The sequence below is a fragment of the Bradyrhizobium sp. SK17 genome (genome assembly GCF_002831585.1).
Lineage (GTDB): Bacteria > Pseudomonadota > Alphaproteobacteria > Rhizobiales > Xanthobacteraceae > Bradyrhizobium.
In genome coordinates this window covers 184,944-208,683 of record NZ_CP025114.1, presented here as the reverse complement: position 1 = coordinate 208,683, position 23,740 = coordinate 184,944, and the positions used below count along the sequence as shown (strand labels likewise).

The 23,740-nt window shown below is 58.9% G+C and carries 21 protein-coding genes and 3 pseudogenes; 21 read left to right on the top strand and 3 right to left on the bottom strand.

Translation table 11 applies throughout. From position 1 onward, the window contains the following. Positions 1–13: 13 nt before the first annotated feature. From CWS35_RS38330 to CWS35_RS38295, 9 genes and pseudogenes are all read left to right on the top strand, one after another. Positions 14–514: a (2Fe-2S)-binding protein gene (locus CWS35_RS38330; RefSeq protein WP_019200217.1), complete on the top strand. Its 501-nt coding sequence runs from the start codon at positions 14–16 to the stop codon at positions 512–514. Beyond that, a complete protein-coding gene (locus CWS35_RS38325; protein WP_024585215.1) occupies positions 511–2,940 on the top strand; it encodes an aerobic carbon-monoxide dehydrogenase large subunit in 2,430 nt (809 codons plus the stop codon). The genes CWS35_RS38330 and CWS35_RS38325 overlap by 4 nt, the downstream gene beginning before the upstream one ends. A gap of 151 nt (positions 2,941–3,091) precedes the next feature. Continuing rightward, positions 3,092–3,979, top strand: coding sequence for a MoxR family ATPase (locus CWS35_RS38320; RefSeq protein WP_019200215.1), 888 nt, complete (start codon positions 3,092–3,094; stop codon positions 3,977–3,979). 1 nt (position 3,980) lies between these two features. Beyond that, positions 3,981–5,186, top strand: coding sequence for a VWA domain-containing protein (locus CWS35_RS38315; RefSeq protein ID WP_019200214.1), 1,206 nt, complete (start codon positions 3,981–3,983; stop codon positions 5,184–5,186). A gap of 4 nt (positions 5,187–5,190) precedes the next feature. Continuing rightward, positions 5,191–6,033: an XdhC family protein gene (locus tag CWS35_RS38310; protein WP_019200213.1), complete on the top strand. Its 843-nt coding sequence runs from the start codon at positions 5,191–5,193 to the stop codon at positions 6,031–6,033. Further along, a complete protein-coding gene (locus CWS35_RS38305) occupies positions 6,033–6,662 on the top strand; it encodes a carbon monoxide dehydrogenase subunit G (RefSeq protein WP_019200212.1) in 630 nt (209 codons plus the stop codon). The genes CWS35_RS38310 and CWS35_RS38305 overlap by 1 nt, the downstream gene beginning before the upstream one ends. Before the next feature lie 623 nt (positions 6,663–7,285). Beyond that, entirely contained in the window at positions 7,286–7,411 is a 126-nt protein-coding gene (locus tag CWS35_RS40485) for a hypothetical protein (protein ID WP_019200211.1), read from the top strand. Between the two features lie 127 nt (positions 7,412–7,538). Beyond that, positions 7,539–8,363, top strand: coding sequence for an IS5 family transposase (locus CWS35_RS38300; protein ID WP_024585216.1), 825 nt, complete (start codon positions 7,539–7,541; stop codon positions 8,361–8,363). A 272-nt stretch (positions 8,364–8,635) separates the two neighbouring features. After that, positions 8,636–8,950 (top strand): annotated as a pseudogene (locus CWS35_RS38295) (transposase); the annotation flags it as partial. 182 nt (positions 8,951–9,132) lie between these two features. On the opposite strand, the gene CWS35_RS38290 reads toward CWS35_RS38295, so the two are convergent. Then, on the bottom strand, positions 9,133–9,768 hold the full coding sequence (locus CWS35_RS38290) for a TetR family transcriptional regulator (RefSeq protein ID WP_043854939.1): 636 nt from the start codon (positions 9,766–9,768) through the stop codon (positions 9,133–9,135). A gap of 95 nt (positions 9,769–9,863) precedes the next feature. On the opposite strand from CWS35_RS38290, the gene CWS35_RS38285 reads away from it, so the two are divergent. The 10 genes and pseudogenes from CWS35_RS38285 to CWS35_RS38235 all read left to right on the top strand — a co-directional run bounded on the left by CWS35_RS38285 (position 9,864) and on the right by CWS35_RS38235 (position 19,760). Beyond that, entirely contained in the window at positions 9,864–11,015 is a 1,152-nt protein-coding gene (locus tag CWS35_RS38285) for an efflux RND transporter periplasmic adaptor subunit (RefSeq protein ID WP_080890809.1), read from the top strand. Positions 11,016–11,018: 3 nt separating this feature from the next. After that, positions 11,019–14,174, top strand: a complete 3,156-nt coding sequence (locus tag CWS35_RS38280; protein WP_100957189.1) for an efflux RND transporter permease subunit — start codon at positions 11,019–11,021, stop codon at positions 14,172–14,174. Between the two features lie 16 nt (positions 14,175–14,190). After that, the gene (locus CWS35_RS38275) at positions 14,191–14,829 is read left to right on the top strand and encodes a hypothetical protein (protein ID WP_145987136.1); all 639 of its coding nucleotides are present in this window, start codon (positions 14,191–14,193) and stop codon (positions 14,827–14,829) included. Between the two features lie 70 nt (positions 14,830–14,899). After that, positions 14,900–15,739 (top strand): universal stress protein, encoded by an 840-nt coding sequence (locus CWS35_RS38270; protein ID WP_100554963.1) that lies wholly within the window; start codon positions 14,900–14,902, stop codon positions 15,737–15,739. A 174-nt stretch (positions 15,740–15,913) separates the two neighbouring features. After that, positions 15,914–16,426 (top strand): annotated as a pseudogene (locus tag CWS35_RS38265) (transposase); the annotation flags it as partial. Between the two features lie 63 nt (positions 16,427–16,489). Beyond that, a protein-coding gene (locus CWS35_RS38255) for an IS3 family transposase (RefSeq protein WP_100554962.1) occupies positions 16,490–17,631 on the top strand; the annotation gives its coding sequence in 2 pieces (ribosomal slippage) (positions 16,490–16,754 and positions 16,754–17,631; 1,143 coding nt in all). 72 nt (positions 17,632–17,703) lie between these two features. Continuing rightward, a complete protein-coding gene (locus CWS35_RS38250) occupies positions 17,704–18,108 on the top strand; it encodes a helix-turn-helix transcriptional regulator (RefSeq protein ID WP_100554961.1) in 405 nt (134 codons plus the stop codon). 12 nt (positions 18,109–18,120) lie between these two features. Continuing rightward, a complete protein-coding gene (locus CWS35_RS38245; protein WP_100554960.1) occupies positions 18,121–18,543 on the top strand; it encodes a YeeE/YedE family protein in 423 nt (140 codons plus the stop codon). Further along, positions 18,540–18,986, top strand: a complete 447-nt coding sequence (locus CWS35_RS38240; protein ID WP_100554959.1) for a YeeE/YedE family protein — start codon at positions 18,540–18,542, stop codon at positions 18,984–18,986. Before CWS35_RS38245 ends, CWS35_RS38240 begins: the two co-directional genes overlap by 4 nt. 2 nt (positions 18,987–18,988) lie before the next feature. Further along, a pseudogene (locus CWS35_RS38235) lies at positions 18,989–19,760 on the top strand (sulfite exporter TauE/SafE family protein). Positions 19,761–19,796: 36 nt separating this feature from the next. Here the strand turns inward: CWS35_RS38235 and CWS35_RS38230 are convergent. Next, positions 19,797–21,143 carry an ATP-binding protein gene (locus CWS35_RS38230; RefSeq protein WP_100554958.1) on the bottom strand — a complete coding sequence of 449 codons (1,347 nt, stop codon included), beginning with the start codon at positions 21,141–21,143 and terminating at the stop codon, positions 19,797–19,799. Further along, positions 21,140–21,805: a response regulator transcription factor gene (locus CWS35_RS38225; RefSeq protein WP_100554957.1), complete on the bottom strand. Its 666-nt coding sequence runs from the start codon at positions 21,803–21,805 to the stop codon at positions 21,140–21,142. The genes CWS35_RS38230 and CWS35_RS38225 overlap by 4 nt, the downstream gene beginning before the upstream one ends. Positions 21,806–21,905: 100 nt before the next feature. Between CWS35_RS38225 and dsbD the strand changes: the two genes are divergently transcribed. Beyond that, positions 21,906–23,294, top strand: a complete 1,389-nt coding sequence (gene dsbD / locus CWS35_RS38220) for a protein-disulfide reductase DsbD (RefSeq protein ID WP_157817365.1) — start codon at positions 21,906–21,908, stop codon at positions 23,292–23,294. 11 nt (positions 23,295–23,305) lie between these two features. After that, on the top strand, positions 23,306–23,731 hold the full coding sequence (locus CWS35_RS38215; protein ID WP_168226542.1) for a thioredoxin family protein: 426 nt from the start codon (positions 23,306–23,308) through the stop codon (positions 23,729–23,731). The last annotated feature ends 9 nt before the right edge of the window (positions 23,732–23,740 follow it).

Genomic DNA, 23,740 nt, shown 5'->3' with positions numbered 1-23,740 from the left:
GGAGAGACCCAACATGGCGAAAGCCCATATCGAGCTGACGATCAACGGGCAGCCGGTGGAGGCGCTGGTCGAGCCGCGCACCCTGCTGATCCATTTCATCCGCGAACAACAAAATCTCACTGGTGCGCACATCGGCTGCGACACCAGCCATTGTGGTGCTTGCACCGTCGATCTCGACGGCATGTCGGTAAAAAGCTGCACGACATTCGCCATTCAGGCCAATGGTTCGTCGATTACGACCGTCGAGGGCATGGCGGCCGCAGACGGCACGCTGAGCGCGTTGCAGGAAGGCTTCCGCATGATGCACGGCCTGCAGTGCGGTTACTGCACGCCGGGCATGATCATGCGCTCGCATCGCTTGCTGCAGGAAAATCCCAATCCGACTGAAGAGGAAATCCGGTTTGGTATCGCAGGGAATCTCTGCCGCTGCACCGGCTACCAGAACATCGTGAAGGCAATTCAATACGCGGCAGCCAAGATCAATGGCGTGCCTTTCCAGGAGGCCGCAGAATGAACGTCCAGGCTCCAATCGAACTCACCAGCGCCGAGCGCGCCGAAAAACTCCAGGGCATGGGGTGCAAGCGCAAGCGCGTCGAAGACATCCGCTTCACGCAAGGCAAGGGCAACTATGTCGACGACGTGAAACTGCCGGGCATGCTGTTCGGGGATTTCGTGCGCTCGTCCCACGCCCATGCCCGCATCAAGAGCATCGACACCTCGAAAGCCAAGGCGCTGCCGGGCGTGCTTGCGGTCCTGACCGCCGCCGACCTCAAGCCGCTCAATCTTCACTACATGCCGACGCTGGCCGGCGATGTGCAAGCCGTGCTCGCCGACGAGAAGGTGCTGTTCCAGAATCAGGAAGTCGCGTTCGTGGTGGCGAAGGACCGTTACATCGCCGCCGACGCGATCGAACTCGTCGAGGTCGAATACGAGCCGCTGCCGGTTCTGGTCGATCCGTTTAAGGCACTAGAGCCTGATGCGCCGCTGCTGCGCGAGGATATCAAGGACAAGATGACCGGCGCGCATGGACCGCGCAAGCATCACAACCACATCTTCTTCTGGGATATCGGCGACAAGGACGGTACCGACGAAGCCTTTGCCAAGGCCGACGTCGTCTCCAAGGATATGTTTACCTATCACCGGGTCCATCCGTCGCCGCTGGAGACCTGCCAGTGCGTCGCCTCGATGGACAAGATCAAGGGCGAATTGACGCTGTGGGGCACCTTCCAGGCGCCGCACGTGATTCGCACAGTGGTGTCGCTGATCTCGGGGTTGCCCGAGCACAAGATCCACGTGATCGCGCCGGATATCGGCGGCGGTTTCGGCAACAAGGTTGGCGCCTATTCCGGCTATGTCTGCGCGGTGGTCGCGTCCATCGTGCTGGGCGTGCCGGTGAAGTGGGTCGAGGACCGGATGGAGAATCTCTCCACCACCTCGTTTGCGCGTGATTACCACATGACGACTGAACTCGCCGCCACCAAGGACGGCAAGATCCTCGCCATGCGCTGCCATGTGCTCGCCGATCACGGCGCATTCGACGCTTGCGCCGATCCGTCGAAATGGCCGGCAGGTTTCATGAACATCTGCACCGGCTCCTATGACATGCCGGTGGCGTATCTCTCGGTAGACGGCGTTTACACCAACAAGGCATCGGGTGGCGTCGCCTATCGTTGCTCATTCCGGGTGACGGAAGCGGTCTATGCCATCGAACGCGCCATCGAGACGCTGGCGCAGCGGCTCGGCATGGATTCGGCGGACCTGCGCATCAAGAACTTCATCCAGCCGGAGCAGTTTCCGTATCATGCTCCGCTCGGATGGGAATACGACAGCGGCAACTATCCGCTCGCCATGAAAAAGGCGATGGATGCTGTCGGCTATCGTGCGCTGCGCGCCGAGCAGAAGCAAAAGCAGGAAGCCTTCAAGCGTGGCGAAACCCGCGAGTTGATGGGCATCGGCATCTCCTTCTTCACTGAGATCGTCGGCGCCGGTCCATCCAAGAATTGCGACATTCTCGGCGTCGCCATGTTCGACTCCGCCGAAATCCGCATCCATCCGACCGGCTCGATCATCGCCCGCATGGGCACCAAGAGCCAGGGGCAGGGCCACGAGACGACCTACGCCCAGATCATTGCCACCGAACTCGGCATTCCCGCCGACGATATCATGATCGAGGAAGGCAACACTGACACTGCGCCTTACGGTCTTGGTACATATGGCTCGCGTTCAACGCCGACCGCCGGCGCGGCCACGGCCGTGGCCGCGCGCAAGATCAAGGCCAAGGCGCAGATGATCGCGGCTCACCTTCTCGAAGTGCATGAAGGCGATCTTGAATGGGACGTTGATCGCTTCCGGGTGAAGGGTCTGCCTGAAAAATTCAAGACCATGAAGGAAATCGCCTGGGCGTCGTACAACAGTCCGCCGCCCAATCTGGAACCGGGTCTTGAGGCGGTGAATTATTACGATCCGCCGAACATGACCTATCCGTTCGGCGCGTATTTCTGCGTCATGGACATCGATGTCGATACCGGCGTCGCCAAGACCCGGCGCTTCTATGCACTCGACGATTGCGGCACGCGCATCAATCCCATGATTATCGAAGGACAGGTCCACGGTGGTCTCACTGAGGCCTTCGCCGTCGCGATGGGTCAGGAGATCCGTTACGACGAACAGGGCAACGTGATGGGCGCGTCATTCATGGATTTCTTCCTGCCGACTGCGGTGGAGACGCCGAAGTGGGAAACGGACTACACCGTCACGCCGTCGCCGCATCACCCGATCGGCGCCAAGGGCGTGGGCGAAAGCCCCCATGTCGGCGGCGTGCCATGTTTCTCTAACGCAGTGAACGATGCCTTTGCGTTTCTGAATGCAGGCCACATCCAGATGCCGCACGATGCCTGGCGGCTCTGGAAGGTCGGCGAAAGACTGGGCCTGCATGTTTAAGACAGGTCCGGGCGAAGCAAACTCTGCTCCGCCCGGCATGTCCGGAACGTGTGGTGAGATTTCGGGTGCCGGCTGCTCGTCGGCTCTCTGATCGCACCGGACTTGAAGCAGGGACTGCACCGGCAATGGGCCGGGCGAGTTGGAAATGCTTATGCGTCATCATATTCCACGCGATCGAATCGCAGATCGGCTGGCCGCCGCAGGCTATATTCCGGATCGTGATCTTGCGACGGCCGTCTGGCTGATGGAGCACCTGTCGCGCCCGCTATTGCTGGAAGGCGAGGCGGGCGTCGGGAAGACCGAGGTTGCGCTGGCTTTGGCTCGGGCGAATGACGCGCGCCTCATTCGCCTGCAATGCTATGAAGGACTTGATCAGAACGCGGCGCTCTACGAGTGGAACTATCAGCGCCAGTTGCTGGCGATCAAGGCGCGCGAAACCCATGCTGACGCTGCCGATGTCGTCGAAGATCATATCTTCTCGGAAAAATTCCTGCTTGAACGTCCGCTGCTGTCGTCCATCCGTCAGCCGAAATCGCCTGTGCTGCTGATCGATGAGGTCGATCGCGCTGACGAGGAATTCGAGGCGTTCCTGCTGGAATTGCTGTCGGATTTCCAGGTGTCCATCCCCGAGCTTGGAACCATCCGCGCCACCACGATCCCGCATGTCGTGCTGACGTCCAACGGAACGCGCGAACTCTCCGACGCGCTGCGCCGCCGCTGTCTCTATCATTACGTCGATTTTCCCGACGTCGAACGCGAGGCGCGTATCATCACCGCGCGCATGCCCGACATCGACGTGGATCTGGCGTTGCAGATCGCGCGCATGGTCGAGGCCATCCGCAAGGAGGATTTGCGAAAGAGCCCCGGCGTTGCCGAAACACTCGACTGGGCAGCCGCTCTGGCCGGGCTTGGCATCGACGATCTGCGCGCGGAACCGGAAGTCGTGTTCGAAACCATGATGTGCCTGATCAAGACGGCAGAGGACAAGTCGCGCATGACGCGTGAGGTGTCCGACCGGCTGCTGGGCAAGGTGGCCTGATATGGCAGGAAGTGCGGCCATTCGCGAGACGATTGCTGCTCCGGCGGGCGCAGGCGCGCGCCGCAAGCTCGGCGATTTCGTCCGCGTGCTGCGCGACAACGCTTTTATTGTCGGGCTCGCCGAGACAAGTGACGCGCTCACGGTGCTTGCCGGTCCGGATTCGTCATCGCCATCGCGGTTGCGTCCAGCGCTGCGCGCGCTGTTGTGCAGCAACAAGGCGGACTGGGAGAAATTCGACGAGATATTTGATGCGTTCTGGCTGGGGCGCGGCATGAAATCCGCCACGCGCATGTCCGGCGTGCTGCAGAAGACCCCGCCGGGTTTCGACAGCACGAAGAGCGGCGATCGGCCGGGCAATCCGGACGGCGCACCGGATAGCGTGCAAAGGCGTCCCGGTGGTGATGACGAGACCAACGAGAACAGCCCCGGTCTACGCGAAGGAGCCTCGCGGTCTGATTCGCTTGCCAAAGCCGATTTCCGTCATCTCGCCAATCCATCCGATCTTGCGGAGGCTCATGCCGTTGCGGCCAGGTTGGCAAAGGCGATGCGCGTGCGGCTGACCCGGCGCGAGCAGGCACGCCGCGCGGGCCGGCGCATCGACCTGCGGCGCACGATCCACAAGAGCATCGCGCATGGCGGCACGCCGATGGAACTGGTCTGGCGCCAGCGCAAGAACAAGCCGCTGCGCCTCGTCGTGCTCCTCGACGCCTCGGGTTCCATGAGCATGTATTCGGCGGTGTTCCTGCGCTTCATGCACGGCATTCTTGACACGTTCCGCGAAGCGGAAGCCTTCGTATTTCATACGCGGCTGATTCACATCTCACCGGCGCTGCGCGAGCGCGATGCGACGCGGGCGGTGGAGCGCATGTCGATCCTGGCCCAGGGCGTCGGCGGCGGGACACGGATCGGCGAGTCGCTTGGCACATTCAACCGCTGGCACGCGAAGCGTGCGATTCATGCGCGCACCTGCGTCATGATCGTGTCCGACGGTTATGACACCGGACCGGCCGAGCAACTGGGCCGTGAGATGGCGGCGCTGCGCCGACGCTGCCGCCGCATCGCCTGGCTCAATCCGATGATCGGCTGGCGCGATTATGCGCCGGAGGCGGCCGGCATGAAGGCGGCGCTGCCCCATGTCGATCTGTTCGCTCCGGCGCACAATCTCGAAAGTCTGCAGGCGCTCGAACCTTATCTGGCAAGGATATGAGATCATGACGCTCGCACCCGATGTCCTCGACATCGTCAACGACATGAAAGCCCGCGGCGAGCCGTTCGCGCTGGCCACTGTGGTGCGCACGGTATCGCTGACCGCAGCGAAGGCGGGCGCGAAGGCCGTCATCCTCAGAGACGGCACCATGACCGCCGGATGGATCGGTGGGGGTTGCGCACGTGCCAATGTGCTGAAGGCGGCGCGGCAGTCGCTCTCGGACGGCCAGCCGCGCCTCATCAGCGTGCAGCCGAAGGATGTGCTGGAAGAACACGGACTGAAAGCCGGTGAATCACACGACGGCGTCCTCTACGCCAACAACATGTGTCCGAGCCACGGCACCATGGATATTTTTGTCGAACCGATCCTGCCGCGTCCGCAGCTTTATGTCTGCGGCGCATCGCCTGTGGCGGTGGCGATCGCGGCCATCGCCCAGCGCATGGGATTCTTCGTATCAGTGTGCGCCCCAGCCGCGGATCATGCGCTGTTCGGCGATACCGATCGGCTTGTGGATGGTTATGAGATCCCTGCGGACAGCGGCGGCAACCGATATGTCGTTGTGTCGACTCAGGGGCGTGGTGATACGGCAGCGTTGAAATCGGCTTTGGCCGCTCAGTCAACCTATGTCGCCTTCGTCGGATCGCGCAAGAAGGCGGCCGTGCTGAAGGACGAACTGGCTGCCGCGGGCGTGCCGCCCTTGCAACTGGAGACTCTGCGGGCCCCGGCCGGACTCGATCTCGGCGCGATCACGCCGGATGAAATTGCATTGTCGATCGTTGCGGAGATGGTCGAGGTGCGCCGCCGTGGACAACGGCGGGCGGAACAACAGGAAGAAGGACATGTCTGATGGATATGAACGGTTCGCAACGCATCGAAGCTTCACGCGAGTTAGTCTATGCCGCGCTCAACGACGTCGATGTGCTCAAGCAGTGCATCCCCGGATGCGAGTCCATCGAGAAGACATCCGACAATGAAATGAACGCCAAGGTCACGCTGCGCGTCGGTCCCGTGAAGGCTTCGTTCACCGGCAAGGTGACCTTGTCCGACTTCGATCCGCCGAACGGTTACACTATCACCGGTGAAGGCTCCGGAGGCATGGCCGGCTTTGCCAAAGGCAGCGCCGCGGTCAAGCTGGAGGCCGATGGTGACGCAACCATCCTTCATTACACCGTGAAGGCCGAGATCGGCGGCAAGCTCGCGCAACTCGGCGGGCGATTGATCGATGCGACGGCCACGAAGCTTGCAGGGGAGTTCTTCGAGAAGTTCAGCGGCATCGTCGGCGGTCCGGTCGAAACCGCGGATGAGGCTTCCGCGGAAAAGAAGAAAGTCGGCTGGCTGAAGAAGATGGTGGGTGCGACAGGCGCCGTGATGCTGGGCGTGATCATTGCAACGCATTGGTGTTGTATCAACGGTCATGCCCATGCCCAGAACGAGCCGCTGATGATGTTCATCTGTTCATCCACATCGGGAGTATGAGCGAGGGTAGGGGAGGGGCTTGTTTAAGTAGACATTCCACCGAACCCGAAACAAAACCCAGCATCAACGTTCTCGCCTGCTGTCGCCTGAAGGGCGCGACGATTCGCATGAGTCTTCCAGTCAACCCCGGCCCTTGCGTTTGAGATGTGGACTTTAAGCGACGTAAAACAACCCGCAAAGAGGTTGCCGGAATAGGACACTTACCGAGGAGTCGCCAGCGTGATGACTGATTCACAAAGCCATGACTGCAACCGAGCGAATCCAACGGCGAACGGTATCGCTGCGCCGATTGGTCTAGATAAGTCTGAGCGGCAGGCGACGGCCGTGAGAGGCGCGTTTGCTGTCGGCGCAATGACCACTCAGCATCAGTTTATCGCTTTGACGCTGCTCGCCGAAGCACTTTCGCATGCAGTCTCGCGAGGCCGAAAAGCGCGTGCAAGCGGCCAATTGAATTCTCCTTAAGGGTCCATCGGAGTTGTGCCGCGGGAGCGCTTGTGCCCGTGCAGTCCCGCGCCTGAGAGATGTCGGCGCATGATTCGTCATGGATATGCAACGGCTCCTCCTGGCGGTTTTCGCCTCAAGCGAATCTCCGCTTCTGAAACGGCTTCCAAGGGGGCGGAAAAATGCTCGTGATCACGCAGCAGATAAAGGCAGCAAGGTCGCTGCTGGGATGGGAGCAATTCGAACTTGCCCTGCAAAGCCGGATTCGCAAAATCCCGGCGTTCGGGCTGAAAACAGACGTTGCGTAAAGCGGCGAGCCTTACTCGGCAATCATTCACAAAGCATATCTGCGATGAGAGGCTGACTGAAAAAGGGTTGAGTGATTTCAGTGGCTTATGATTCCTTCGGATTTGCGAAGATTCGAGGGAGAGCACGATGGCCTGGACTGAAATCACCCGGCGACAATATCGCCGTGAGGGACTGCATTATGCAAGCGATCTGACGGATGCGGAGTGGGGATTGCTGAAGCCTTTGATACCTTCCCCATCCCGCATTGGGAGGCCGCGTGAGACGGACTTGCGAGCCGTGGTGAATGCGATCCTGTACATGGTCTCGACAGGGTGCCAATGGCGTCAGTTGCCCAAGGACTTCCCACCGTACTCGACCGTTCAGGGCTATTTCTATGGATGGTCGCGCGAGGGCAGGTTCAGCTCGATCAACTACACGCTAGTGATGGCGGCACGCGAGCATGCTGGACGTGAGGCGAGCCCGACGGCGGGCGTCATCGACAGCCAATCGGTGAAAACCACGGAAAGCGGCGGCCCGCGCGGCTACGACGCCGGCAAAAAGATCAAGGGGCGCAAACGCCACATTGTAACCGACACGCAAGGCAATCTGGTTGGTCTCCTCGTGCATCCAGCCGATGTCCAGGACCGTGATGGTGGCCCCCGCGTACTGGCTTCGATCCGCCGGCTCTATCCGTGGCTGCGGCACGTCTTCGCCGATGGTGGTTATGCGGGGGACAAGATGCGGAATGCTCTCGCAAAGATCGGAAAATTGACGCTCGCGATCATCAAGCGATCCGACCATGCTGAGGGCTTCGAGGTTCTACCGCGCAGGTGGGTCGTCGAGCGTACATTCGCGTGGCTTGGTCGATGCCGCAGGCTCGCCAAGGATTTTGAGGCGACCATCGCAAGCGCAACCGCGTGGGTGCTCGTCGCCCACATCCGAACCATCACACGGCGGCTGGCAAGACCTTGATCTCGTTCACGTCGTTTCGAGTCCGACTCTAAGGTCGTCAACGGTGTAACATTCCGCGACGGAATCGAAGTCGCGTCCGAAAAGAAATCCGCCGCTTGATTCACCCCGTCACCGAAAATCCCGCATAGCTCTCAAACATGAGACGAAACCACAGCGAAAACTACGCAGGCAGGGCCTCTACGCCCCATCGATTGGCTCACCTCGCCGCGCGCATCAGGAAAATCGCCCTTCAAGACCCATTTTTCAGCAGCCAGAACGCACAGCGCGAGGGGCGCAAGGCGTTCGTCCGCAAGTGGAGGTTCCGGCACAGGGCCGTCGCCGATAGCCTTGAGGCCGGCGACCGCCTCTTCAGCTTCACCCGTCTGCCGCTGAGCCAGTGGAAAAGCGCCCGGACAACGCGATCGAGCGTCTGCACGAAGAGTTCAAAAGGCGGATCAAGACGCAGAACCGTGCTGCCTTCGGCCGAAATCGCCGCCATGCTGTTCTGGCCCCTGATGGCGTCCGGCCAAATCTCAATGCGGAAGATCGACGGGTGGCGGACGCTTGCTACCAAGCAACTCGCTAAGAAGATTTACCTCGCCGCATGAAACGATAATCTCATTCCGCCGGGGGCCGCTCCGCCAAATTCCAACACGATCCGCGGAGGCACCACAGCCTCCGGTGTGCAGCCGGTCATTTCAGAATACGAAGATTCTGATGAGATGGCCCCATGGCTGCCGCACTGTCTCGTCACCGGCCTTACCAGCTTTTACGCCACGCTCGGCGCAGGTTAGGATGCGACGGTTGAGGCAGATCTTGCGAGCGTGCTCCATGCATCGAGGACCGTTCGCACGATTGCGGTTGCATCCGGCACGAGCTCGAAATCGGTTTGTCCGCGAGCCCATTCGTTGATCAGCCCGTTCAACATCGCGCTGAACGCTATGGCAGCAGATTTCGGCGTCCAGGGAGCGGGCAGAGCTTCATTTCTCTCCGCGGCTTCGAATATCTTGATGAGCGAACCCCGAAACTGATGCTGAAAAGTCTTTCCGCTATCGGGATCATCCTCTGAAGAGGCCCAATCGACCTGCAAAAGCACCTTGAGAATCCGCCTTTGTCGCGGGTCCGCCTGCAAGTAAGAAAATGTACTCGATATCACATCGCCAAGCGCTGTCAGCGGCGCGAGGGTGGTGTCCGCCGCTAACCGCTCCGCTAGATCCTGCATGGGGAGGCGCATCTCGTCGCGGATCGCAAACAACAATCCCTGCTTGTTTCGGAAGTGCCAGTGGACGGCGCCGCGCGTGACGGCCGCCGCGCCGGCGATCTCGTCGAGCGACACGTTCTCGTAGCCTTTTTCCAGAAAAAGCTCCTCCGCCACTTTCAGGATCGTCTGCCGGGTTTCGGCCGCTTGCTCCTTGGTTCGACGCATCTATTCGGTCTCCTTATCATTTTAATTTACAAACATACGGTTCGTATGTATATAGGTCTGCCTAGAATCTCGTAATTCATGCTGGATCATGCCTGATGTCGCCCATCCTTCGTCTAATCGCCATCGCCAGCACATTTCTGGCCGTGCCAGTGTCGGCGCAAACAGGTGCGGGAGGACCGCCCATGGTTGGCGTTGTGACGGTGGAATCAAAAGCGATTACTGAAGCGACAGAGATCAATGGCCGGATCCAGGCCATAGGCCGAGTCGATCTTTCGGCCCGTGTGACCGCCTTCCTCGACGAGAAGCTTTTTGTCGAGGGTGCTGAAGTCAGCAAGGGCGATCTTCTCTTTCGTCTTGAACGCGCGCCCTTTGAAGCGGATGTCGAAGGAAAGCGCGCCGCAGTAGCTCAGGCGCAAGCCCAGTTGGAAAACGCGAATCTCGCGCTCGATCGAGCAGAGCAGTTGCTCAAGAGTTCGTCTGGAAGTCAGAGTTCGGCAGACAATGCGCGGGCGGCTCAAAAAACAGCCGCCGCACAGTTAAGATCGGCGCAAGCGCAGTTGCGTCAGTCCGAGATCAGTCTTGGTTATACTGAAATTCGTTCCCCGATCGATGGTCGCGTCGGACGTACCGCCTTCACCATTGGTAACGTCGTGGGGCCCGCGTCGGGTGCCCTCGCGACCATCGTAAGCCAGGATCCGATCTACGTCAGTTTTCCGATCTCGGTAGCGCGGTTTCTCGAACTGCGTGAGCGATTTGCCACGGACGGCGGTTCCAACGCTGTTCGTATCCGCTTGCGGCTTCCTGACGGACGTCTTTACGGTCAGGTCGGCAAGCTCAACTTCATCGATATCAACGTGGCCCGCGACACCGACACGATCGTCCTGCGCGCCATTGTACCGAACCCCGCCTTGCCCGGTAGGGGGGGACGCGAACTGGTGAACGACGAACTGGTGCGTGTCGTACTGGAGTCGGTAAAGCCCCGCGACGTAGTCGCTATCCCGCGCGCCGCCGTGCTGACCGATCAGCAGGGCGATTTTGTTTATGTCGTCGGCGAAAAAGACATCGCACAACAGCGCCGGATCAAACTGGGTCAATCAACGGCAACGACGGCTGCGATCATCGAAGGGCTACAGGTTGGCGAGCGGGTTATTGCTGAAGGAATTCAGCGCGTGAGACCGAATACACCGGTTGCGCCCGCTCCGGTAGAGGCTTTGTCCCCGCCATCGAAACCAGCCCAGCGGGGATAAGGCATGATCTCCAATCTTTTCATCGACAGGCCGCGTCTTGCCATTGTGATCGCCATCGTGATGACGCTGGCAGGCGGGCTCGCGATGATGCGCATCCCAGTCGCCCAACTTCCCGATATTGTGCCGCCTCAGGTCCGGGTGACCGGCATCTATCCCGGCGCGTCTGCCGAGGTTGTGGAAGCGACTGTGGGACAGCCGATCGAGTCGAAGGTGATCGGTGTCGATAAGATGCTCTACATGAAGAGCACCAGCGGCAATGATGGCTCCTACACCCTAACCGTCAGCTTTGCCCTCGGAACGAACGCCGACATCAATACAGTCAATGTCAATAATAGGGTTCAGACCGCCCTTGCCCAGCTTCCGCCCGAGGTGCGGGCGCTCGGCCTCACGGTTCAAAAGCAATCTTCGTCCATTCTGCAGTTCATCTCCGTCTATAGTCCTGCGCAGAAGCACGACACATTGTTCATGACGAACTACGCTACGATCAACGTGCTGGACGAGTTGTCCCGAACCCCAGGCGTCGGCTCGGCGCAATTGTTCAGTCGCATGAACTATTCGATGCGCATCTGGTTCGATGTGGAAAGGTTGTCGAGTCTTGGGTTGGCACCATCGGATGTGATCCGTGCGATCCAATCCCAGAGCGTGCAGGCGCCGGTAGGTCGGATCGGCGCGCGTCCCGTCCCCGACGACCAGCGCTTTCAGCTCAACGTGCAGACGCAAGGGCGGCTGACCACAGCGAAAGAATTTGGCGAGATCCTATTGCGCGCCAATGCCGATGGATCGGTGCTACGCATCAGCGATGTCGCCCGCGTTGAATTGGGGGCGCAAAACGAAGATGCCGAAGCCCGGGTCAATGGCAACCCGGCGATAGGAATCGCTATTTTCCTGTCACCGGGGGCCAACGCGCTGGCGACGTCCACTGCGATCAACAAGAAACTCGAAGTGCTGCAGCGCCGATTCCCGGACGGCTTGAAGATTCGCGTTATGTACGACTCCACGGAGTTCGTGAACGACACGATCAGGGCAGTCGTTCACACGCTCGTCGAAGCGTTCGTCCTTGTCGCGATCGTCGTTTTCATTTTTCTTGGCAATCTTCGGGCAACCATCGTTCCCATCATCGCGGTCCCGGTCAGTCTCGTCGGCACTTTTGCCGTGATGCTGGCGCTGGGATACTCCGCTAACACCGTTTCGCTTCTCGCGCTGGTTCTTGCCATCGGCATCGTCGTCGACGACGCTATTGTCGTAGTCGAGAATGTCGAGCGCGTCATGGAAGAGGAGCCGGAGCTTTCACCCGTCGCGGCGACCAAGAAGGCCATGGCGCAGGTGACCGCGCCCATCATCGCGATCACGCTGGTGCTTCTTTCCGTTTTCGTGCCGATCGGCTTTATCCCCGGCATTTCCGGTGAATTGTTCAGGCAATTCGCTGTTACCATCAGCGTTTCGATGTTGATCTCCGCGATCAATGCGTTGACGCTTTCTCCCGCGCTTTGCGCCGTGTTTGTGCGGCATGGTGGCCCCAAGCGCGGTGTGATGGGCTGGATCGGTCGTCGGATCGACGGTTTGCGTGACGGCTATGCACGCATTGTCAGAAAGTCGTTGAGGCTCTCAGCTTTCTCCATCGTTGTCGTGCTGGTAAGCGGCGCAGGCATTGTCAGCCTCGGTTCGATAACGCCGACTGGACTTTTGCCGGAAGAGGATCAGGGCGCATTTTTCGTCAACATACAATTGCCGGATGGCGCATCGGTCGCGCGCACGAGCGAATCCGTTCGCGACGTCGAAAAGATTCTGGCGGGTATACCGCAGGTCCAGGATGTTGTCGCTGTCATTGGCTATTCGTTGCTGGACAGCTTTGCCGCCAGCAACAACGCTTTCGTCATCGCCAAACTCAAGCCGTTCGAACAGCGCACTGCCGCGGCGGATAAGGCACAAGTCCTGATTGGACAGATGTTCGTCGCAGGCCAGCAGGTTCGAACGGCGACCGTGCTTCCTTTCAATCTGCCGCCGGTCGTGGGGCTTTCGACCAGCGGCGGCTTCGAGTTTATGCTCGAATCGCTGGAAGGCGCAGAGCCAGCGACGCTCGGCAACCTGGCAAACGGAGTGGTCGCTGCAGCCAACCAGGATCCGAAACTGAGGCGGGTGTTCACGACCTACGGGGCGAACGCGCCCTCGCTCTTCCTCGATATCGATCGCGAAAAAGCGCAGGCGCTTGGTGTCGCGATCGGAGACATTTTCGCTGCGCTGCAGACCACGCTGGGAGGTTCCTATGTCAATGACTTCAATCTCTTCGGCCGCACCTGGCAGGTCAATCTTCAGGGTGACGTAACGAACCGCAGGGACATTCCGGCACTATGGGACATCTATGTCCGCAGTGCCGGCGGCGCCATGGTACCGCTCCAGTCGATTGCGGAGCTTCGGACAGTCACCGGACCGGCTGTCATCACACGTTACAACAACTATCGGTCCGTGACCGTGAACGGCTCGCCGGCCCCCGGTGTCTCCTCCGGTGAAGCCATGAAAGCGATGGCGATGGTCTCGGCAAAGGCATTGCCGCCAGCCTATGCCTTCGAATGGACGGGGACCGCCTATCAGGAACAGCAGGCCGAGGGACAGACGACAATTATTCTTGGGCTTGCGTTGCTCTTCGCTTATCTCTTCCTTGTCGCGCTCTACGAAAGCTGGACCATTCCGGTACCCGTACTCTTGTCGGTGGCGATAGGTGTTCTCGGCGCTTTCCTAGGATTCCTGTTTGCGAGACTGACCCTCGATCTTTATGCGCAGATCGGCTTGGTCGTGCTGATCGCCTTGGCCGCCAAAAACGGCATCCTGATCGTCGAGTTCGCCAAGGAACAGCGCGAGCTCGGTCTCAGCATCAAGGAAGCTGCCGAGCTCGGAGCAAAACTTCGCTTCCGCGCGGTGATGATGACGTCGATCGCATTCATCCTCGGCTTGGTCCCGCTCGTCTGGGCGGATGGAGCCTCGATGATCGCTCGCCGTAACGTCAGTACGCCCGTCTTCGTCGGTATGACGGTTGCCAGCACGCTCGGGATTTTCCTGATCCCCATGCTGTACGTCACATTCCAGACTCTGCGCGAAAAGCTCAAAGCGAAGTTCAGAAAGTCCAAGACTGCGCATAGCGCCGATGTCGTCGTCGGTTCGTGAAGCGAGGATGTTCATCATGGCCCCGAATGGTCTGATCAAGCTCAGGCGATTTGTTCGGTCTTGGACGATATCGCACGAACGCGACGTATCAGATACATTTGAGCACTATCGTCGGATGTTTCGAGCCAGATTCCGTCGCGAGATGGATTGGCTGAGGCTGATGGTTCTCGGCGGCATCCTTACTACATTCAGCGCTCTTGCCCTTGCCGACGCCCTCGCGGTTCAACCGGGCCAAGAGCATTTTAGCGGCGGTTCAGCCATATTCAGTGGCATAATCATGATTTTAGTTGTTCTAAAGATCGCAAGAGGCGACATCTACATCGACTGGCTGATGAATGGGATACCTTGCATCCTTGCAGGAGTGGCGCTTTCGTCGGACGAGAACCTCACAAGTATTTCGACGTTGATTTTTTTAAGCACTTTCTTGGTGGCATCCGGAATAGCTCGAATCTGGATAGGCCTGACAGCTTCGCCGGAGGACGGCGCAACATGGATTCTGTCTTCCGGGTGCGTCGCCATACTCAGCGCGTTCTGGATCTTCTGTGCATGGTTTCTTGCCATGCCGACGACGGCCGCACTCATTCTAGCTTTCGATACGCTGTTTCAGGGCATCTCAATGACCGGATACGGCCTCTCCCTGAAGGAAGAGCGATGAGCATCACCGCATCGGTCTGTCTTGAAATAGTATTCTTAGCCGTGTCCGCGAATTAGAGGTGCACTAGCCAATGGCTCTCAAGAACATCGTTGTCTTCCTGGATCCGTCGCGGACTGGCGCAACTCGCGCTCGCTACGCCGTGGAGCTGGCTCTTCGTCACGGTTCGCATCTCATCGGTATCTTCGCTGTCCCGTCGGGCTGGCAGATAGATCCTGCAGATTCTTATGTCAGGGGGAGGGAAGCTATACGGCGGCTTATCGAACGTCACAAAGCGAAAGAGATCGCCATGTCCGAGGCCGCAAGCAAAAACTTTAGTATAGCCACGAAGCGGGCGGATATCAGCTTTGAGTTCCGTATCGTCCGTGAAATTGATGCCGATGATGCCAAACTACACTCTCTGCATGCTGATCTGGTGATCACGGGTCATCCGCCGCCGGGTGGGTTGCCTAGTGGCTGGTCGGCTGAGACGCTGTTGCTTGCTACCGGTGTTCCAATTCTCATCCTGCCTGATGGATGGAAGGCCGGGACCATCGCAGAGCGCGTGCTTCTGGCTTGGAACGCCAGCCGTCAAGCCCGGCGCGCGATTTCGGATTCGTTGCCGCTGCTGACGGCAGCCCAATTAATCTCCGTCGTTGTGGTCGATTCAGCGAAAAATCCGTTGCACGGTGAAGAGCCTGGTGCAGATGTTGCGGTCTATCTTAGCAGACATGGAGCCAATGTTACGGTCGAGCAGATTGATTCTAACGGATCGTCCATTGCTGATGTTATCTCGAATTATGCCGATCGCAATAATATGGACCTCATTGTGCTTGGCGCATACAGCCACGCGCGATCGCGCGAGATTGTCTTCGGGGGCGTGACGCGATCTCTGCTCAAGTCGGTGACCATCCCAATATTAATCTCTCACTGAATATGCTGATTGCGTTGCCCGCCAATCCTATCCTCAGTATTAAAAACAACGGTGTTAGATGCCGTAATGGGCCGGCCTTCGCGAGCCTAGCCAGCATGGGTGGCTGTCCCTCAGAATGATGGTGTTGGAACGGAGTCCGAGCGATCGGCTCCAAGCATCAAGAGAGGAACAGCCATGGAGCATTATGTGGGAATCGATGTCTCACTGAAAGAGAGCAGCGTGTGCGTTGTGGATACGAGCGGAACGATCGTCCGCGAGGTCAAGATCGCCAGCGAGCCAGAGGCGCTTGTCCGCTATTTTGACGAGCTGGGATTGGCTGTCAGCCGCATTGGGCTCGAAGCCGGGCCGTTATCGCAATGGCTGCATGCGGGGCTTGTCGCCGTCGGACGCGATGCCGTGTTGCTGGAGACGCGGCACGTGAAGGCGGCGCTGTCGGCCATGACGGTGAAGACCGACCGGAAAGATGCGCGCGGGATCGCCCAGTTGCTGCGGATGGGGTGGTACCGCCCGGTTCACGCGAAATCGGTGCCTTGCAAGGATACCCGGGCTATTCTTATTGGACGCAAGCTTTTGCAGGGCAAGCTTCTCGACGTCGAACTCAGCATCCGCGGCATTCTGCGTGGCTACGGGCTGAAGGTCGGCGAAGTGAGCCGTGGAAGGTTTGAGGCCCGTATCCGGGAATTGATAGTGATCTGCCCCCTTTGAAGTGGTCCTCCCTGAAGTATGGTTTTGCGGTGGAGGATAGGATCGATGGCAAGGAAGAGGCATACAGCTGAAGAGATCGTTGCGAAGCTTCGACAGGTTGATGTGCTGATGGCACAGGGTCGGCAGGTGGCAGACGCAGTCCGAGCGATAGGCGTGACGGAAGTCACCTATTATCGATGGCGCAATGAGTATGGCGGCCTGAAGGGCGATCAGGTGAAGCGGCTGAAGGAACTGGAGACCGAGAACAATCGTCTCCGGCGAGCGGTGTCGGATCTGACGCTGGACAAGCTGATCCTGGCTGAGGCCGCAAAGGGAAACTTCTAAGCCCCTCCCGACGCCGAGCGTGCGTCGATCATGTAACAGCTGAGCTTGACATCTCCGAGAGACGGGCGTGCCAGGTTCTGGGTCAACATCGATCGACGCAGCGCAAGATCCCAACGACACCCGATGATGAGGCGACTTTGACTGCCGACATCATCGAGCTTGCTCGTCAATATGGTCGCTACGGATATCGCCGGATTACGGCGTTGCTTCGCAGGGCCGGCTGGACGGTGAACAAGAAGCGTGTCGAGCGGATCTGGCGACGTGAGGGGCTGAAGGTCCCTGCCAAACAGCCTAAACGTGGGCGTCTGTGGCTAAATGACGGATCGTGCATCCGTCTGCGGCCGGAGCGGCCCAACCATGTCTGGTCTTATGACTTCGTCGCCGACCGCACCCACGATGGCAAGGCGTTCCGGATGCTGTGCGTCATCGACGAGTTCAGCCGTGAGAGCCTGGCCATCCGTGTCGCACGCAGGCTGAGAGCGACTGACGTGATTGAGGCCCTTTGCGAGCTGTTCGTCTCGCGGGGCATTCCAACACACATCAGATCGGACAACGGACCTGAGTTTGTCGCCGAAGCACTTCGGGACTGGATCGCGGCTGTCGGAGCAAAGACTGCATATATCGAACCGGGCAGCCCCTGGGAGAACGGCTATTGCGAGAGCTTCAACGGTAAGCTGCGAGACGAACTGCTGAACGGCGAGATCTTCTACACATTGAAGGAAGCGCAGATCGTCATTGAAAACTGGCGACACCACTACAACACGGTGCGTCCGCACTCATCGCTGGGATATCGACCACCGGCACCCGAGGCTCTCGTTTGGCCAGCACCAAAGGAGGTAGTCAAAATGCAATCTCTAAACTAACATTCCAATCGGACCACTCAGTGGGGGCCGGTCACCCTTGGACGCGCTCGAAGGAGCCACGTGGAGCGAATCATGAGAATGGTGGCCAACAAACCTGACTCGATTGAACTCAATATCCGACAGGCCGCGGACTTGATGCGAAGTCTGAGCAATCCCAATCGGTTAATGATTGCCTGCGCGCTGGTCGAGGGCGAACAATCTGTCTCGGAGCTCGAAGACAAGCTAGGCATCAAACAGCCGATTCTGTCGCAACAACTTGCTGACCTCAGAGAAGCGGGAGTCGTTCAGGCGCGGCGGGTCCTCCAAGTCCGTATTTATAGCGTCGCAGATGCCAAAGCTGGGCATTTGATTGCGGCTTTGCATCAGATTTTTTGCGAGGACTCGCATTTGTCAGTGCCCTTCAAGATTCCCGTCCGGACGAAAGCTTCGGTACAGGCCGCCGTTTTCGCGCAGGTCGCACGGCGTTCCGGAAAATGACTAGGAATTAAGATGCAGCAGACTTATTTGCAGTCGTTGATCGGGGGAGAGCTGATCGGCTTATCCGCCGCGATCCTCTTGGTTCTTAACGGTCGCATCGCCGGCGTCAGCGGCATGGTCTCCGGTGCTATCCAGCATGTCAGTGCTGAAAGCATATCTCGCATCCTGTTTCTGGCGGGCCTGCTGTTTGGACCGCTGGTCTACCGGCAGTGGTTCGGCGTCTGGCCACAGATCGAAGTGACAACAACATTGGGTTTAATGGTCGTCGGCGGCTTGCTTGTCGGCTTTGGAACCCGCCTCGGATCGGGCTGCACCAGCGGACACGGCGTATGCGGCCTTGCACGCCTTTCGCCGCGGTCTTTCACGGCAGTCGTCGTGTTTCTGTGCACCGGGATCGCGACGGTATTCGTCATGAGAAAGTTCGGAATCACATGAACCTTCTTGCGCGAAATTTGGTTTCTTTGGCGTCCGGTGTGATCTTCGGGTTCGGCTTGGCATTATCCGGTATGCTCGACCCCGCGCGCGTTCGCGGATTTCTCGATATCTTTGGCGCATGGGATCCCAGCCTTGCTTTTGTGCTTGGCGGTGCGGTCGCCGTTTCATCCATCGGCTATATCATTTCACGAACTATGACGGCGCCTGCATTGGATGTCGCGTTTCATTTGCCGACCACGACTTCAATCGATTCACCTCTCCTCATTGGTGCCGGATTGTTTGGGATTGGCTGGGGAATTTCCGGTCTATGTCCCGGCCCTGCGATCGCATCGCTGAGCTTGGGCATCCCGGCGACCATTGTCTTCACGATTGCAATGATCGCCGGTGTGGCCGCGCATGACCACCTGTTCAAGGCGCGTCAGAACCGGCAAGCAGCACAGTGACGATGTGGTCAGGCGGTCTTGCGATTGGCTCCGGTAGCCTCGTTGGATTTTCATTGGGCCTCCGGCGGCGGTGGCTCTATCCTTGCTACGCCCCTGCTGCTTTATGTGGTCGGCTTGTCTCCGCCTCATCTGGCCATTGGCACCGGTGCCCTTGCTGTGGCGGCGAACGCGTTTCTGAATTTCACCAACTATGCGCGTAAAGGCACCGTTCGCTGGCGCAATGCGCTGATATTCGCCGTCGTCGGCAGCATCGGCGCATTCGCGGGGTCGAGTGTAGGCAAGGCTATCAACGGTGACCGGCTGCTGTTTCTCTTCGGTCTGTTGATGCTCGTGGTCGGTGGCCTCATGTTACGGACGAAGCGATCCAATACGGTGTCAAATGCCAACGACAATGGCCGGCCGTGGTTGGCAGGCGCCACCGCCCTCGTCGTCGGCCTCGCCGCCGGGTTTTTCGGAATCGGCGGGGGATTTCTGATCGTGCCCGGGCTAATCTTCGCTACCGGTATGCCGATGATCAACGCGATAGGGACGTCGTTGCTGGCGGTTGGTGCTTTCGGGCTGACAACAGCGATCAACTATGCTTGGTCCGGCCTCATTGATTGGACAGTCGCGGCTGAGTTCACATGTGGCGGGTTTGTCGGAGGGTTGATCGGAATGCGACTTGCCGGCCATCTCTCGCAATTCAAGAGCGCCCTGAATATCGTATTTGCGTCTCTGATTTTTGTTGTGGCGGTCTACGTACTCTACAAAAGCGGGCAGTCGCTATTTTCATAGCGAAGTCCGTTCCGAATGGCGACGACATCTTGCTTTCTATAAAGTTGACAATGAAAGAGTGACGCGAAGGCCGTTTTCATCACTCCGATTTTTCAGCGCGAGCTTCGCCCCAAGTTTGTCAGCCGCGAGTTGAACGATCGAAAGCCCCAAGCCGCTGCCATAAGGACTTTTGTGACGACCGCGAAAAAATCGCGATGTCACAAGTGGCAGTTCGGAATCTGGGATACCGGGGCCATCATCATCGACGGAAATCGTGATGGAGGATCCGACGCGGACAGCGTCCCACTTCACGGTGCCGTTGTGCTTGATATGCTGAATTGCATTTTCATGAAGGTTTCGCAACGCCAACGACAGAAGATCTCGATTTGTCGCGAAACCGAGATCGTAGAGCGCGAGACTTAAGACGACGTTGGCTGACCCTGAGGGCGGGTCGGTCGATATAATTTCGTCAAGAATTTGACCGAGGTTGACGTCGTCGGTCCGTCGGACGCCATCCTGTGCGTCGATTCGCGCAATTGCCAGCAATTGGCGCACCAGCCTGGAAGTTCGATCAACTGAAATCACAATGAGGCGCAACGCTCTTGTTCGCACCTCAGCATCTTGCGATGCAATGGCGACTTGCGCTTGCGTCTTCAGTCCGGCAAGCGGCGTGCGCAATTCATGAGCGGCGAATGCCGTAATCTCGCGTTCGTGGCGTCGAGCGGTTTCCAGCTTTGAAAACAAAAAGTTCAGGGAGTTTACGAGCGGAGCCAGCTCCGGAGGCGTTCGGGTTACATCAAGGGGGGTCATGTCATCGACGCTTCGATTTTTCAAATCCGCAGCCATGAGTTGAAGCGGTCGCAATCCCCGTCCCAAAACCATCCAGATCAGAAGCCCGAGCAACGGAACGATCAACATCGCAGGCCAGAGCAAGCCTTTGATGAGGTCGGTGACAAGCCGTTCACGTAGCCCGAGGCGATCTCCGACGAGCACGCGAATGCCTTTGGCCGAATCGGAAATGGCATAGACGCGCCACGTTTCGCGACCGACTTGCTGGTCGGAGAAGCCATCAGCCTCATTACCCAAACTTTCGTTCGGTGCGCCGCTTGACCGTGCAACTAGCCGACCATCCAGCGACCAGATCTGGCACGATAATTGACGTTCATAGCTTGCGGTCTCAGGTAACGTTTGCACGTCGGATCGCGAGGTACGCGACGGAACCGCGTCACCGTTGATGGCCAGCGAGCTAACCATGCGGGCCGCTTCCTGGAGCCGAGTGTCAAGCACATGTTCAACCTCGCTGCGGGTCTGGAAAAATATCCATGCGCTTGCGAATAGCCAGATTATACCCGTTGCGACCGCGAGCACGATGAAAAGGCGACCTTTCATGGAACGGGTAATCATGATTTGGCGTCTCGCATTCGATACCCTATGCCACGCACCGTCTCGATGATGTCGCGCCCGAGTTTGCTGCGAAGGTTGTGAATATGTACCTCGACGGCATTGCTTCCGATCTCGTCCTGCCAGCCGTATAGACGATCCTCAAGGTCGCTCTTGGAGCGGATCGCTCCGGGTCGCTCCATCAACGCGGAGAGAAGCGCAAATTCGCGACGTGACAGGCTTACGGTGCTTCCGGCCGCGGTCGCGGCAAGTGTCGCCGGATCAAGCGTGATCCCGTTGTATGCGAGATGCGGCGCGGCACGGCCTGCTTTTCTCCGCACGATGGCGCGTACTCTGGCGGCGAGTTCGTCCAGATCGAACGGTTTCCCCAAATAATCGTCTGCGCCTGCGTCCAGCCCTCTGATCCGGTCAACGACTTCGTCAAGGGCGGTCAGGAGAAGAACGGGCGTTGCGTTTCCTGCCGCGCGAATGCCAGACAGAAAATCAAGTCCGGAACCGTCCGGCAGCATCAGGTCCAATACCACGGCATCAAATGATGCCGTCGCCAAGGCCTCCAAGCCGTCAGCACAAGAGGTCACCGCATCAACGGTGGCGCCCGCCAGGCTCAGGCCAGCTTTCAAGCCGTCCAGTAGGACGGGATCATCCTCGACAACCAGAATTCGCATCACGTCCTCGCTTCACCAAATCGGTACGTCACAGGCGAGCCTTAAGGCTGCCTTAAGGTAGGGCGGCGAAGCCAGACTCCACCTTTTTATGTGGAATGTCATGCCAAACGCCTGCCTGAAAACGTTCTTCGGCTTTCTTCTGTTTACGGTCATGGCTGCCTCCGCGCAGGCGCAAAGCCCGCCGGCTGTTAACAAGGCTTTCCAGCTAAACGTTGCGCGCGGAGTGCAAGATACCTTGGTTCTTAATTGGGTGATCGCGCCAGGCAATTACCTCTATCGTGACAGAATCACTGTCACGAGCCAGCAAGGTGTTCCGATTAAGGTGAGTACTCCTGCCGGCGACATGAAAGACGACCCGTCTTTTGGTAGGACGGAAATATATCACCGGCAGGCGCGCGCTACCGTATCTGCGGAATCGGCAAGCGGTCTGAACACGCTTGTGGTCTCCTTTCAGGGGTGTGCAGAGCAAGGAATTTGCTATCCGCCGGTCACCAAGACTGTCGATTTGAAAACGCTGTCGGTTGCCGAACCGGCCGCTCGGACGTCGGCGCCAGCACAGTTGAACAGCAATTGGATTTCCGATCCGGCTTTGGAACGTCCAAGCGTATCTCATGCGAATGCCATCGATGCGGAGCCGGAACAGCCAGAGCTCGGCGGAAGTTTTATCTCCATGCTCGCCGCCTTTGTGGGGTTTGGTTTGCTGTTGGCCTTCACGCCGTGTGTGTTTCCGATGATACCGATCCTGTCGGGGATGCTGGCGCAGTCTGGCGAGAAGCTGACGGCCCGACGCGGCTTTATGCTGTCAGCCGCCTATGTCATGGCGATGGCGCTTGCCTACGCATCTCTGGGAGTGGTGGTCGCTTGGTCCGGACAGAACCTGCAGGCTGCGCTTCAAACGCCGCTCGCGCTTGGTGTAATGAGCGCAATTTTCGTCGTGCTCGCGCTGTCGATGTTCGGCCTCTTTGACCTGCAGCTTCCGCAGGCCTGGCAGAGCCGCATCGTCGGCGCCGGTAGCCGCCGCGCCGGATCACTTGGCGGGGCTGCGATCATGGGCTTCGGCTCTGCATTGATTGTCGGCCCGTGCGTAACGCCGCCCCTGGCCGCGGCCCTCGTCTATGTCGCTCAGACCGGAAACGCGTGGCGTGGAGCGTCAGCACTGTTCGCCCTGGGCATCGGGATGGGTTTGCCGTTGATGGCATTCGGGACGTTTGGCGCAAGCATTTTGCCCAGATCTGGCCCGTGGCTGGCACGTGTGAAGCACGTGTTTGGCTTCGTTTTCCTCGGAGTGGCGATCTGGGTGATCTCGCGCGTTCTTCCAACGTGGCTCATGCTAGCCCTGTGGGGCGTGGGCCTCGCCGGAACTGGCATCTACCTGGCGGCGCCACAGCTACGGGCCCGAACCCGAGGACAAGCATGGCGCAAATGGACTGCCTTTGCGGGCGCGGCTTCAGTCGGCGTTGGTGCGTTTCTGATGGTTTCCCCGGTCTAGGCTCGTTCGGTTTGCTGGGACAGCTCACCAGAATTCCCGCCTTCGCAACAATCACCGCCGCGCACGCGGCTAAATTCGAGACCGTCGCGACGTCGCAGGCGCTCGATGCGGCGATTGCAAGCGCGGGTCAGAGTGGCAAGCCCGTTGTGCTCGATTTCTCAGCCGAGTGGTGCGTCGAGTGCAAGGTCATGGATCGCACCGTCTTCTCAGACGCAGCCGTATTGGCGCGTTTGAACGACTTCACGCTGATCCGTGCGGACGCCACCAACTACAACGAAGATACACGATCATTGATGAAAAGGTTCGGCGTTGTCGGACCACCCACGGTTGTTTTCCTTGGCGCGCGAGACAGCAAGGAAATTGCCGGGGCGAGAATCGTCGGCCCCGTCGATTCAGCCACGTTCCTGAAGCGGCTCAATCAGCTTCAACCGTCCTGAAACAGTCCA